This window comes from Mesorhizobium sp. RCAM 05104 (assembly GCF_059683645.1).
This window is the reverse complement of record NZ_CM185033.1, coordinates 5,575,219-5,587,962: the sequence shown is the minus strand read 5'-3', so window position 1 is coordinate 5,587,962 and position 12,744 is coordinate 5,575,219. Positions and strand designations below refer to the sequence as shown.

General features: G+C 63.8%; 11 protein-coding genes. 4 read left to right on the top strand and 7 right to left on the bottom strand.

Translation table 11 applies throughout. The annotated features are described in order from the left end of the window. Positions 1-39 precede the first annotated feature (39 nt). The 3 genes from AC56QP_RS27350 to AC56QP_RS27340 all read right to left on the bottom strand — a co-directional run bounded on the left by AC56QP_RS27350 (position 40) and on the right by AC56QP_RS27340 (position 3,921). Entirely contained in the window at positions 40-1,320 is a 1,281-nt protein-coding gene (locus AC56QP_RS27350) for an NAD(P)/FAD-dependent oxidoreductase (RefSeq protein WP_489862646.1), read from the bottom strand. Further along, positions 1,317-1,841 (bottom strand): flavin reductase family protein, encoded by a 525-nt coding sequence (locus AC56QP_RS27345; protein WP_489862647.1) that lies wholly within the window; start codon positions 1,839-1,841, stop codon positions 1,317-1,319. The genes AC56QP_RS27350 and AC56QP_RS27345 overlap by 4 nt, the downstream gene beginning before the upstream one ends. Before the next feature lie 154 nt (positions 1,842-1,995). Then, positions 1,996-3,921: a sigma-54-dependent Fis family transcriptional regulator gene (locus AC56QP_RS27340; protein ID WP_489862648.1), complete on the bottom strand. Its 1,926-nt coding sequence runs from the start codon at positions 3,919-3,921 to the stop codon at positions 1,996-1,998. A 379-nt stretch (positions 3,922-4,300) separates the two neighbouring features. Between AC56QP_RS27340 and AC56QP_RS27335 the strand changes: the two genes are divergently transcribed. The 4 genes from AC56QP_RS27335 (at position 4,301) to AC56QP_RS27320 (ending at position 8,648) form a co-directional block, all read left to right on the top strand. Beyond that, the gene (locus AC56QP_RS27335) at positions 4,301-5,410 is read left to right on the top strand and encodes an LLM class flavin-dependent oxidoreductase (protein ID WP_489862649.1); all 1,110 of its coding nucleotides are present in this window, start codon (positions 4,301-4,303) and stop codon (positions 5,408-5,410) included. A gap of 23 nt (positions 5,411-5,433) precedes the next feature. After that, the gene (locus AC56QP_RS27330; protein WP_489862650.1) at positions 5,434-6,699 is read left to right on the top strand and encodes a D-arabinono-1,4-lactone oxidase; all 1,266 of its coding nucleotides are present in this window, start codon (positions 5,434-5,436) and stop codon (positions 6,697-6,699) included. 38 nt (positions 6,700-6,737) lie between these two features. After that, positions 6,738-8,213 carry an aldehyde dehydrogenase family protein gene (locus tag AC56QP_RS27325; protein ID WP_489862651.1) on the top strand — a complete coding sequence of 492 codons (1,476 nt, stop codon included), beginning with the start codon at positions 6,738-6,740 and terminating at the stop codon, positions 8,211-8,213. A gap of 81 nt (positions 8,214-8,294) precedes the next feature. After that, positions 8,295-8,648, top strand: coding sequence for a RidA family protein (locus AC56QP_RS27320; protein WP_489862652.1), 354 nt, complete (start codon positions 8,295-8,297; stop codon positions 8,646-8,648). On the opposite strand, the gene AC56QP_RS27315 is transcribed toward AC56QP_RS27320, so the two are convergent. From AC56QP_RS27315 to AC56QP_RS27300, 4 genes are read right to left on the bottom strand one after another with little or no spacing between them, the layout of a single operon-like run. After that, positions 8,635-9,837: a serine hydrolase domain-containing protein gene (locus AC56QP_RS27315; RefSeq protein WP_489862653.1), complete on the bottom strand. Its 1,203-nt coding sequence runs from the start codon at positions 9,835-9,837 to the stop codon at positions 8,635-8,637. The two genes, AC56QP_RS27320 and AC56QP_RS27315, sit on opposite strands and share 14 nt — an antisense overlap. Before the next feature lie 11 nt (positions 9,838-9,848). After that, positions 9,849-10,883, bottom strand: coding sequence for an ABC transporter ATP-binding protein (locus tag AC56QP_RS27310; RefSeq protein WP_489862654.1), 1,035 nt, complete (start codon positions 10,881-10,883; stop codon positions 9,849-9,851). Further along, positions 10,876-11,925, bottom strand: coding sequence for an ABC transporter ATP-binding protein (locus tag AC56QP_RS27305; protein WP_497100977.1), 1,050 nt, complete (start codon positions 11,923-11,925; stop codon positions 10,876-10,878). The genes AC56QP_RS27310 and AC56QP_RS27305 overlap by 8 nt, the downstream gene beginning before the upstream one ends. Next, positions 11,922-12,743 carry an ABC transporter permease gene (locus tag AC56QP_RS27300; RefSeq protein WP_497101031.1) on the bottom strand — a complete coding sequence of 274 codons (822 nt, stop codon included), beginning with the start codon at positions 12,741-12,743 and terminating at the stop codon, positions 11,922-11,924. The genes AC56QP_RS27305 and AC56QP_RS27300 overlap by 4 nt, the downstream gene beginning before the upstream one ends. Between the last annotated feature and the right edge of the window lies 1 nt (position 12,744).

Genomic DNA, 12,744 nt, shown 5'->3' with positions numbered 1-12,744 from the left:
CTCTCGCGTGAGACACGGATTGGGGGTTGTTCGCCGGCATCAGCCGAACCGCCTCGGTGAAAAAGCCTCGATCGGCACGCGCGGTGGCCTGCCGGCAATCAAATCCGTCACGAGATGACCGGTGGTCGCGCCGGCCGCCATGCCGACATGGCCATGGCCAAAGGCGTAGACGACGTCACGCACGCGTCGGGAGTATCCGATCACGGGCAGCGAGTCCGGCATGCTGGGCCGAAAGCCCATCCACACGGACAGCCGATCCTCCGGATAGGTCTCCCTGAGGCTTGGGAACAATCGTTTTCCGAGCTTCAGCAGGTTGCGTGCCCGCCTCCAGTCGGGAGCGGCCTCCAGCCCGGCGAATTCCACGGTGCCCGCGAGCCGGAGGCCTGTTTCCATCGGCGTCGCCACGAACTTGCCGGAGGTGTCCATGATCGGCAGGCCCGGCCTTGCCTCAGGGCTGCTGACGATGATGTGGTAACCCCGCTCGGTATCGAGTGGAACGGTATCGCCGAGCTGCTTTGCGAACTGTTTCGAATAGGCCCCGGCGGCAACCACGGCCCGGTTGGCGGTCAGGAAGCCGGCGTCGGTGCGCAGCCCGGACAGCCTGTCGCCCGCGAGATCGAAGCCCTCGACCTTGGCGCGCTTGATCTGTCCGCCATCGCGCAGAAAGGCGTCGGCAAGGGCGTTGACGAAGCGTTGCGGGTTGACCGTATGGCCGTTGCCCGGCAGGAAAACCCCCAATTGGTAGTCGCGCGACAAAGTCGGCTCCAGCTGCCACAGGGCGTCGCGCTCCAGCACCGTGTATTCAATGCCGTTTCTTTCCCGCAATTGCCAGGCGAATGCGTCGGCCTCGAAGTTCGCGCGCGTCGGATAGGCCATGAGATGTCCGTCGCGCCGCAGCAGGTCGAGGGCCCCCGCATTCTCCACCAGCGGCCGGTAGGCGCCCGGCGAATCCCGCAGCAGGTCGGCGAGCGCCGCCGCCTGCTTCTCGACGCGCTCGCGCGAGCCCGCCTGCAGGAACCGCAGCAGCCACGGCGCGATGCTGGGCAAATAGGGCCACCGGATCGACAACGGTCCGAGCGGATCGAGCAGCCAGCCCGGCACCTTGGCCAAATTGCCCGGCATCGACATCGGCACGACAGATGATGGATTGAAGCAACCGGCATTGCCGAACGACGAACCGCCGGCGATTTCGCCCGGTTCGACGATTGTGACGGCGAAGCCTTCCCGTAGCAGCCAGCTCGCCGCGCAGACGCCGATCACGCCGCCGCCGATCACCGCCACATGGGTCTTGGAACCAGCGGCACCCCTCGCCTCGCTCATGGGGTTGCACCAGTGGTGGGCGGACAGCGGAGCCCGCCGAAGCGTCCATCGATATAGACGAGCGGATGAAGGTCGTCGTCGATCAGCCGGGTTTCCACCACTTCGCCGAAAACCACCGTATGCGTCTGCACTTCCATCGCACGGTGGATGCGGCAGTCGAAGCTCGCCAAGGCTCCGGTCAGCGCCGGGGCGCCGGTCGACAAGGTCTCCCATTTGCACAGTTCGAACCGGCGATGGCGGTCCTTGGACGAACTGAACAGCCGCGCCGTTTCCATGTCGGCTTCGGCGAGGACATTCACGCAGAACCGGCCGGATGCCAGCATCAGATCGTGGCAGGAGACGGATTTGTTCACGCAGACCAGCAGCAACGGCGACGGGTCGGCTGAAACAGAAGTAACCGACGTCGCGGCAAAGCCATGCGGTTGCTCGCCGTCGATGGTGGTGACGATTGAGACGCCAGCGGCCAGGCGGCGCATGGCGAGCTTGAACTCGGCCAGTTTGAACTCGATTGGATCAGGCATGTCGGTCTCCTTCAGACCCACGCGGGCGCTGCGCCGGCAAGCCGGCGACGTTCGGATGGGTTGAAAGGAGCAAGGCAAGTCACGTGCCAGCCTGACGCGCGCGTCAATCCAGCGGGAAGTCAGCCGCCGCGTTTCGGCGGCCCGACGTCGGGGATCAGCCGCGCACGACCTTCTGAGCGACGATCCCATGCGCGCGCATCTTGCGGTAGAGCGTGGCCCGGCTCATGTCGAGCGCCTCAGCGGTCCGGCTCACATCGCTGTCCAACCTGCCCAGCGTCGATACGATCATCCGCCGTTCGGCATCGTGCAGGGCTTGGCGGGGATGCGCCGCTGGGGCCGACATTTCCGCGGCGCCCGATCCCGGCGACGCGAAGTCGGTAAGTAGGAGATCGTCGACCTCGATGACGCCATGTTCACAGACGCGGCGCGCCCGCTGCAGGACGTAGCGCATCTCCCGAATATTGCCGGGCCAGGCATAGGTCTGAAGCGCGGCGAGCACCTCGTCGCTGAGTTGGACTTGTGGACCGGTCCTGTCGGATGCGAGCAGGCGAAGGGCGATGTCCAGAATGTCCTTGCGCTCCCGAAGTGGTTGCATGTCGACGACCACGCCCGCCAGGCGATAGTAGAGGTCGCGCCGGAAGCGGCCTTCAGCGACGGCGGTTGAAAGATCGTTGTTGGTGGCGGCGATGATGTTGATGTCGACCGTCTGGGTCTTGGCCGAGCCGAGCGGGCTGACTTCCCCGGTTTCCAGGACCCTGAGCAGCCGCGTCTGCAACGACAGCGGCATGTCTCCGATTTCATCGAGGAAAAGCGTGCCGCCATCGGCTTGCTTCAGGCGGCCGACATTGCCTTCGCGCTTGGCTCCCGTGAACGCGCCGGCGCCATAGCCGAACAATTCGCTGTCGATCAGCGTCTCTGGAATGGCTGCGCAGTTGAAGGCGACCAGCGGCTTGTCGCAGCGATCGCCTTCCCGATGAAGCGCACCCGCCAATGTGTCCTTGCCGACACCGGTCTCGCCAAGCAGAAGGATCGGCAAACCACTGCCGGAAACACGCCGCAACAGCCTGGAAAGAACCGTCAGGCGAGGATGCGATCCAAGGCACTGTTCTATCGTGGGGCCTTGGGAAGGGGCGATCTCGATCGAGGGTTCGACGCCGGGACGGGCGGCGGGCGGCGCAGCTTTGGCGATCGCGCGCCTGCCCGGCACTGGTCTCGGCGTGATGACTTCCGCTTCGTACAGCGCTTCGGAGTCGATCCGCCTCAGGCCAAGCTGCCTGCCGTCCCTCGTGATGCTGTCGCGCGCCTCAGGCGTGCCCTGGAACAACTCCCACAGCGTCGCCCGGTTGAGACGCTCGGCTATCGATCCGAACACATGGCGCGCCTGCCTGTTGGCGCCGACAATGCGCTGCTCTTCATCCAGGGCCAGCAGGACGGTCGAGCCGTCGCCGCGAATCTTCAGGATCGAACTGCCGGGGAAGTGATTGAGAAAGAGCTGGTTGCTCAGCCGTTCGGCCGTATTCATCGTCAGATCGGCGGCCAGCGCGAACGTGTCGGAAGTGATGCGCGGATCGCCCGTCGCAACATTGAGAACGCCGATCATTTCCGCGTCGGCCGACATCACCGGCGCGGCGATGCAGGACACCGAAGAGTAGGCACGGAAATAATGATGCTGGCCCAGCACCATCACCGGCCGTCGCTCGATGATGCAGGTTCCGACGCCATTGGTGCCGACCGCGCCTTCCGCCCAGATCGTGCCGGGCCGCTCGAGCTTCAGATCCTCGTCGTTCTGGGAATCGCCGCGGTATCGCAGGATGATGCCGGCCATGTTGGAGAAGCTGGCGCAGAAATTCGAACCACGCAAAGTCGACTGCACGAACTCCAGCTCGTTCTTGATCGTTTCAAGGCTGTGATCGAATGGCTCGCAAAGCTGCACGACCTCGCGGTCGCTCAGCGAGGACAGGCGTGGGTTCGCATTGGGGTCGAAGTGATAGCGATCCTGGCAGCGCTGCCAGGAACTGTCGAGACTGGCCAATCCGCCGAGCGCCGTTGACTGCGCGACTACACGGCCCAATGTGTCCATGCGGAGCTTGTCCTCTCTAACGCATCGGTCCGAACTCAGGATCGGTCAAGCACGGTACGAAGATTCAAGGTAGCCGAGCATTTTTCGCGCGTCAAAGTGGACGCGACGTCGCTCATATGTCCACAAACTATGCAGCTTTGAAATCTGCCGTCAAGATAGGCAGCGAGCTCATTAGACTTGAACGCATTCACCAATGCCTGCCGGGAGCCGCCGCGCGGCATCAGAAATGAGACGAGTTTCGCTGCCGCGAGACGGTCCACCCGGAAGATGACGCGGAGACCCAGCCGATTGGGCGGAAATCCGCCGCGCGCGCCACGTCAGCGACACTGGCACGGGCCTTGCTCAGCCCTCCCTACTTGAAACGAGTAAGGAGATTGCGATGAAACTCGCGTTTTTCATGATGCCGATGCATAATTTGAACCGCGATTACCACACGACCTTGATGGAGGATGTGGAGTCAGTCGTGCTGGCCGAAAAACTCGGTTTCGAGGAGTGTTGGGTCGGCGAACACTACACCTGCGAAATCGAGCAGATCTCGTCCCCCATCACGTTCCTTGCTTTCCTTGCAAGCAAGACGAAGACCATCAAGCTCGGCACCGGGGTTCTGCCCTTGCCGCTCTATCACCCGGTCATGGCCGCCTCGCATGTTGCCTTGCTCGACCATCTGACCGAGGGCAGGCTCATCCTCGGTGTCGGCACGGGCGCCCTGGGATCCGACTTCGAGGCCTTCGGCATGCCCGACGCGAACCGCCCCGAAATGATGATGGATTCGCTCGACATCATCCAGCAGATCTGGGCCGGCAGCGCGCCTTACGAGATCAAGGGCAAGTATTGGAACGTCACGCTGAAGGACAATGTCTGGCCCGATCTTGGCGTCGGCTCCTTCGGCAAGCCCTACCAACTGCCGCACCCGCCGCTCGCGCTATCCGTCAGCAGCCCCAACTCCAATTCCATACGCATCGCCGCGCAGCGCGGCATGATGCCGATTTCGGCGAACTTCGTTGCCTCCTGGGTAGTAAAAACCCATTGGGACACCTATGCCGACGAGTTGAAGAAGCTCGGCAAGAAGCCGGACGGAAACCAGTGGCGCGTGGCGCGCTCGATCTTCGTCGCCGACACCGACGAAGCGGCCGAAGCCTATGTGAAGACCCCGAACGGCGCCTATGACTGGTATTACGACTACATGTTCACGGTCTACCAGCGGCTGGGCGCCGCCAAACTGCTGGCACCGACGCCCGACACACCCGAAGCCGACATCACCTACGAGAAAGTGCGCGACAGCTTTGTCATCTTCGGCAGCGTCGAGACCGTCACCCGCAAGATCCTCGAGCTGCGCGACGAGGTGGGGCCCTTCGGCACGCTGTTGATGACGGCGCACGATTGCAAGGACAAGGCCGTGATGCACAAATCCATGGAGCTGCTTGCCACGCAGGTGATGCCGGCGGTCAATGCCGAGTTGGAGAGCAGCCGCGTCAAGCTCATCGCCTGACGCAACAAGGATCGGAGACGAGCATGCGAAAAGCCGAAACGGACGTCCTGGAGCCGGGCAAGCTGTGGTGGAACTGGTTCGGCGAGCACTATTTCGTGCCCGCCAACACGGTCCTACCGCGCAGCGAAGAGGATGTGCGCCAGGCCGTCCTTGCGGCGGCGCGGCTTGGATTGCCCGTCCGTTCGTCCGGCAGGGGGCACGCCAACACACCCGCCGTGCCGACGCCGGGTGTTCACATCGACTTCCGCGCCTTCAACGAGGTCCTGTCTATCGACAAGGAACTGATGCGCGTCACCGTGCAGCCGGGCATCAGCGTCGGCGAACTGAGCCGCTATCTGAGAACGCAGGGCATGTCGCTCAACAACCAGGGCGACATCGACACGCAATCCGTCTGCGGCGCGATCATGACGGCGACCCATGGCGCTGGAATAACCTTGCCATGCATGTCGATGCAGATGATCGCCGCGCGGATCGTCACAGCTGACGGCAGCTTCCTGGACCTTTCGGCCGAGGCCGACGGCGAGTTGTTCAAGGCGTTTCGGGCCTCGATCGGCATGTTCGGCGTCGTGGTCTCCATCACGCTGCAGGCAGTTGCGTCCTACAACCTCCTCAAACGCTCCTGGAACGCCGACATCGAGGATTGCCTCGACGGGCTTCATCAGCGCCTGGAGGACAACAGGACATTCTGGTTCTTCTGGTTGCCAAGGCGCGAATCCGCCGACCTGTTCGTACTCCCAAGCGGAGTGCCCAACCTGGCCAGCCGCGACCACGACATCTGTCATATGCGCAGCTACAACGCCGTGCCGGTCGAGGAACCCGCACCCGCTTCCGAGCCCGGTACACAGTTCGACCATAGCTCCGTGATCTTCCCGAACATCTATGAACCGAACTTCCGCGAGATCGAGTACGCGGTTCCATTCGAGGACTTTGAGGCGACCTTCGACGAGGTCCGTCACCTCTTCCTGACCAAACACACGGAGTTCACCTTTCCGGTCGAATGCCGGCCGGTGAAAGCCGACGATTCCTATCTCAGCGCCTACGCCGAGCGCGATGGCTATGCTCTTTCGGTTTCGGGCCCGCTGGATGTCTCGACCTGGGCGATGCTCAGGGATGTCGATGCCATATTCGAACGCCATGACGGCCGGCCGCATTGGGGCAAGCACCATTTCATGACGCCCGCCAGACTGGAAAAACTCTATCCGCGCTATGACGCCTTCAAGAAGATGCGCCGCGAGATCGATCCCACCGGCATGTTCCTCAACGACCATCTGCGGGCATTGTTTGCTTGAAACGTCAACGCCGCGCAGGACCTGAAGGACACTTTGCCATGAACCAGCACAATCTCGGACGGACCGATGTCGTCCGCAAACTGATCATCGACGGACGGTTCGTGATGCCCGTCGAAGGCCGGACATTCGGAACATACAATCCGTCCACGGGTGAACTGCTCGCCACCGTTGCCGAGGGCGACGCGCGCGACATCGACCTGGCGGTCGCTGCGGCACGTCGCGCTTTCGAGGGGCCATGGTCGAAATTCACGCCGTTCCAGCGCCAGGAAGTCATCCTGAAATTCGCCGACCTCGTCGACCGCCATTTCGAGGAATTCAGCCAGCTCGACACGCTCGACATGGGCATGCCGATCACCATGACGCGGGGCCGCCGGCAACGCGCCATCGGCATGCTGCGCATGTATGCCTCGATGTGCGTGACGATCGGGGGCCGCACCCTGCCCAATTCCCTGCCCGGCGACGTTTTCGCCTACACGTTGAAGGAACCGGTGGGCGTCGTGGGTGCTATCACACCATGGAACGCGCCGCTGACGGGCACAATCTGGAAGATCGGACCCGTCCTCGCAACCGGCTGCACCATGGTGCTGAAGCCGGCGGAGGACGCGCCGCTGACCGCGCTGCGGCTCGGTGAATTGGCCCTGGAAGCCGGCGTTCCGCCCGGCGTCGTCAACGTGGTCCCCGGTCTCGGCACCGTGGCCGGCGCGGCGCTCGCGAGCCATATGGATGTCGACAAGATCGCCTTCACGGGATCGGACGCGACCGGCCGCCGGATCATCGAAGCCTCCAAGGGCAACATCAAGCGGCTGATGCTGGAGCTTGGCGGCAAATCGCCCGACATCGTCTTCGCCGACGCCGACCTGGAAAAGGCGGTCGCCGGCACGGCGATGGGCATCTTCGGCAACAGCGGCCAGATCTGCAGCGCCGGATCCCGGCTGCTGGTCGAACGGTCGATCTACGACAGTTTCGTCGAAAGAGTGGCCGATTTCGCCAAGGCACTCAAGGTCGGCAACGGCATCGAGCCCGACACGCAGATCGGCCCGGTCGTCTCAGGCAAGCAGTTGGAGCGCGTCCAGTCCTATCTCGGCATTGGCGTCGGCGAAGGTGCCGAGGTCGTTGCCGGCGGCAACCGTCTGGTCGACGGTCAGCTCGCCCAGGGTTATTTCCTTGAACCGACGGTGATGAAGAACGTCAGGCAGGACATGCGGATAGCCCAGGAGGAGATATTCGGGCCGGTGGTCACGGCCATCCCCTTCGACGACGTCGGCGAGGCGCTACGCATCGCGAACTCGACCGTCTACGGACTGGGGAGTGGCGTCTGGACCCGCGACGTGGCCAAGGCGCATGGGGTTGCAAAGGGCATCCGCTCCGGCACCGTATGGGTAAATTGCTACGGGGTGCTCGATCCGGTCATCCCGTTCGGCGGCTATAAGATGAGCGGCTACGGGCGCGAATCCGGGATCGACCATGTCGAGGAATATCTCGCGACCAAGGCGGTGGTGCTCCAGAACGGCTGATGCATGTCGCCCCGGACGCGCGCCGGACCATGAGAGGCGTTGGCGGCACGCGCCAACCGACGGATATTTCAGGAGAGAGCATTGACGATCAAGCGCACGGATTTCACGGGTCGTTTCCATCGAATCGTCGAGGTCGGCAACACTGTCTATCTGGCGGGCGTCACCGCCCGGAACGCCGGCGCGGATGTCGGCGAACAGACGGCGGATGTCCTGGCGCAGATCGATGCTCTTCTCGCCAAGGCCGGCGCCTCCAAGCGCGATGTCGTCACCGCGAACATCTGGCTGGCCGACATTGGCGATTTCGCCGGCATGAATGCCGCCTGGGATGCCTGGCTGGACAATGAGCACGCCCCGGTGCGCGCGACCGTGGAATCGAAACTCGCCCGCCCCGACCTGAAGGTCGAAATTCAGGTCCAGGCCGTTACGCAGAGCTGAGACCGGCGACTGTGCGGCGACCCCATGGGCTTTGCACGCATGCCGACAGGGCGGCGAGCAGGGAGCCCGACCTTGGATCGTGTCCTTCGAAGTGCAGAAGCGTGTTGGTCACGTAGGAGAAGCCTGTCTTCAGCTGCGGCCAGGCGCCGTGCAGGGAACCGCCGGCGCCGTCATGGCCAAATCCCACCGGAACGTCGCCGAACAACGCTTCCTTGGTCTGCAATCCAAATCCGACGCCGAAGGCGAGTTCCTGCTCGAGGTAAGGCTCGACGCCGCGCGCGAGACATGTGTAACCGAGCTCGATGGTCTCCGGCTGGAGAATGCGGATCCCTTCCATTTCGCCGCCTCGCGCCAGGCATCCGTAGAGCCGTGCCGCGGCCCGCGCGGACGCGATGCCGTTTCCACCCGGGACCTCGGCGGCGCGCCAGGAGCGCGAGTTCAGCGGCAGCGGGTCGGGTCTCGATCTCGGCGGATTGTCCCAGATCGACCACGCGAGGCGGTCCGTTTCCAGATCGCTGCGTTTCGCCCCATAATTTGGACCGCGCTCGAGTACCGCCACGCGGGGCTCCTCTTCGCCGGGAAGTCCGATCCAAGCATCCAGAGCGAGAGGCCGGCCGACATCTTCCGCGAAAAGCCGGCCCACGCTGCGGCCATCGATGCGCCGGATCAGTTCGCCGCAAAGCCAGCCGAATGTCAGCGCGTGATAATACAATGTCGTGCCCGGCTCGCGGATCGGCGATTGGTCGGCCAGCAACCGCGCCATGCGGACATCGTCGGTCGCCTCTTCCACCGAAACCGGAGTGGCAAGGCCAGGAAGGCACGCCTGATGCGAAACCAGATGGCGAACGAGGATCCGCTCCTTTCCGCCCGCGGCGAATTCGGGCCAGTAGGCGCTTACGGGCCTGTCCAGTTCAAGTTGCCCCCGCTCGATCAGCAGCAACAGGCATGTCGCGACGAAGCCCTTGGTGCCCGAGAATATCCCGGCGATCGTGTCCTTGCGCCAAGGACGGCGATTGGCCCTGTTGGCCCAGCCGCCCCACAGATCGACCACGGTACGGCCGTCGACAACGGCTGCGAAGGCCGCCCCGTGATCTCCACGGTCAAGGAAATTGACGCGGAACTGGTCGGCTACGGCTTCATATCCTTTCGAGGCGAAGCCATGTATCTGGTTCTCAGTAGTGTCGGTCACCAATCCACCGTTCAGTTTGCAAAGCCGACCTCCATCGGTTGCGGAAAATGGCATGCGGCAAAATGCTGGGGTTCGATCTCCACCAGCGCCGGCTTGACCTCGGCGCATATGTCCTGCGCCTTGAAGCAACGGGTCCGGAATGGGCAGCCCGACGGCGGATTGATCGGGCTGGGGACATCGCCCTTCAGCAGGATCTGGCTGCGCCCGCGCTCGATATCGGGGTCCGCGACGGGAACGGCCGACATCAAGGCCTGCGAATACGGATGCAGCGGCCGCGCATAGAGGCTGGCCGCCGGCGCCACTTCGACGAAGCGGCCGAGATACATGACGGCCACGGTGTGCGAGATGTGGCGCACCACCGACAGGTCGTGCGCCACGAAGACATAGGCGGTCCGCAATCTCTCCTGGATTTCCTTGAGGAGGTTGAGCACGCCGGCCTGGACCGAGACGTCCAGCGCCGACACGGGCTCGTCGAGCACAACCACCTCGGGCTTCAACGCCAGGGCGCGGGCGATGACCACCCGCTGTCTCTGGCCGCCGGACAGCTGATGCGGGTAGCGCCGGCCGTAATCCGAGCCAAGGCTGACTAGGTCGAGCATTTCCGCGACCCGCTCGCGCCGCTCGGAACGGGTCATGGCAGCTATTCGCAACGGTTCAGCGATGCTGTCGGCTATACGCATGCGTGGATGCAGCGATCCGTACGGGTCCTGGAAGACGAGTTGCAGATGGCGGCGCATCTCGCGCATGGAGGCCGCGTTCAGCGAAACGACATCGGTGCCGTTGACCTCGACGCTGCCCGCGGTCGGCTCGATGAGCCGCAGCAGGCAACGTCCGAGTGTGGATTTTCCACAGCCGGACTCTCCCACGAGGCCGAGCGTCCTGCCGGGTTCCAGGTCGAAGGAAACGTCATCGACGGCTTTCAGTTGTCCAACCACGCGCCGGATGAAGGTTCCGCCCATCATGGGAAAGGACTTTGAGAGATGTCTCACCGACAGAGCGAACTTGCCGTTCGGCGCGGTCGATGAACGATCGATGTCTTCAGCCATTCTGGCCCTGCCTTTCGGCTTCGTTGGCGCGATCCCAGGGCGGCAGCCTGTCGGCGAAGTGGCACGCCGAGCGGTGCCGGCCGAAGGCCGTCGTCGGAGGCGCGGTCGTCCGGCAGATGTCCTGGGCATGGATGCAGCGCGGATGGAAAGCGCAACCTTCGGGGTAGGCGCCGAGCCGCGGCGGCGCGCCCGGGATCGAATAAAGCTTGGAACCGGTCACCGTAAGCTTGGGGATCGAGGCGATGAGCCCGCGCGTGTAGGGGTGGCGGGGGTTGGCGAAAAGTTCATGCACTTCCGCCTCTTCCACCACCTGGCCGGCATAGATGACGGCCACACGGTCGGCGTGGCCGGCGACGACGCCAAGATCGTGGGTGATCAGGATAAGCGCCAGGCCGAGCTTTTCCTTCAGGTCCCGCAGCATCCGCATGATCTGCGCCTGGACCGTGACGTCCAGCGCCGTCGTCGGTTCGTCGGCAACGAGAAGCTCCGGATCGTTCGCGATCGCCATCGCGATCATGACGCGCTGGCGCATGCCGCCCGAGAATTCATAGGGATACTGATTGATCCGGCGGTCGCCCTCGGGAATGGCAACCAGTTGCAGCAGGTCCAGCACCCGCCCGGTCGCGCCTTTCCTGGTCAGCCGGCGATCATGCAGGAAAAGCACCTCTCGGATCTGGTCGCCTATTCTCATGACCGGATTGAGCGACGACAGCGGATCCTGGAAGATCATGCCGATCCGGGATCCCAGCAGCGAGCGCATCTCCTTGCGCGGACGGCCGACAAGTTGCTGGTTGTTGAAATGGACCGATCCGCTCACGACGGCGTTGCGCGCCTGCAATCCAAGCGCGGCCAGCATGCTGAGTGACTTGCCCGATCCGGATTCACCGACGATGCCAAGCACACCGCCTCGCGAGACATCCAGGTCGATGCCGCGCACCGCCTGCAATGTACCGCTCGCGGTCGAAAAGCCGACCTTGAGATCACGGACCCGCAGGAGCGGCTCGCCGGCGGCCGAGACAATGTTCATCAAGGCGGCCGTCATTTGGACGACCTCGGATCGAAATAGTCGCGCAGCCCATCGCCGATGAAATTGAAGCCGAGGACGATTGTCAGGATGGCCATGCCGGGCCCGAACGCGATCCACCAATTGTAGAAATATACGGTGCCGTCCGAGATCATTGCCCCCCATTCCGGGGTCGGCGGCCTCGCACCCAGGCCGATGAAGCTCAACGACGCGCCCAGAAGGATCACCTGCCCCAGGTCCATCGTCGCGCTGATCAGGATAGGCGTCCAGCACAAGGGCAGGATATGCTTGGTCAGGATGCGGAAATCGCCGGCGCCGGCGGCTACCGCGGCCTCGACATGTTCCCGTTCCCGCACTTCGAGAACCTGCGCCCGCACCAGTCGCGCATAGATCGGCCACCACACCACGACCATGGCGATGGCGGCATTGCCAAGCCCCGGGCCGAGTGACGCGGCGACGGCCATGGCCAGCAGGATGGCCGGGAACGACAGGGTGATATCGACCAGCCGCATGATGGCCGCTCCGACGAATCCGCCCTTGTAGCCGGCGATCGCGCCGGCCGCCGTGCCGATGATAACCGCGCCGATCACCACGACAACGGCGATCGGCAAGGACTGCCTCGCTCCGTGGACGGTGCGCGCGAACACGTCGCGACCCAGCGCGTCCGTACCCAGAAGATGATCGGGATTGGGGGGCTGCAGACGGCGCCCGGCGAGATCAAGCGGATTGTATCCCGACAGCCATTGCGGAAACAGCGTCGCGAACAGCCAGAAAAGGACGACAGCGCCGCCGATGACGAATGACGGCGACACCCAGGATGGGAGCCGGCCGCGCATG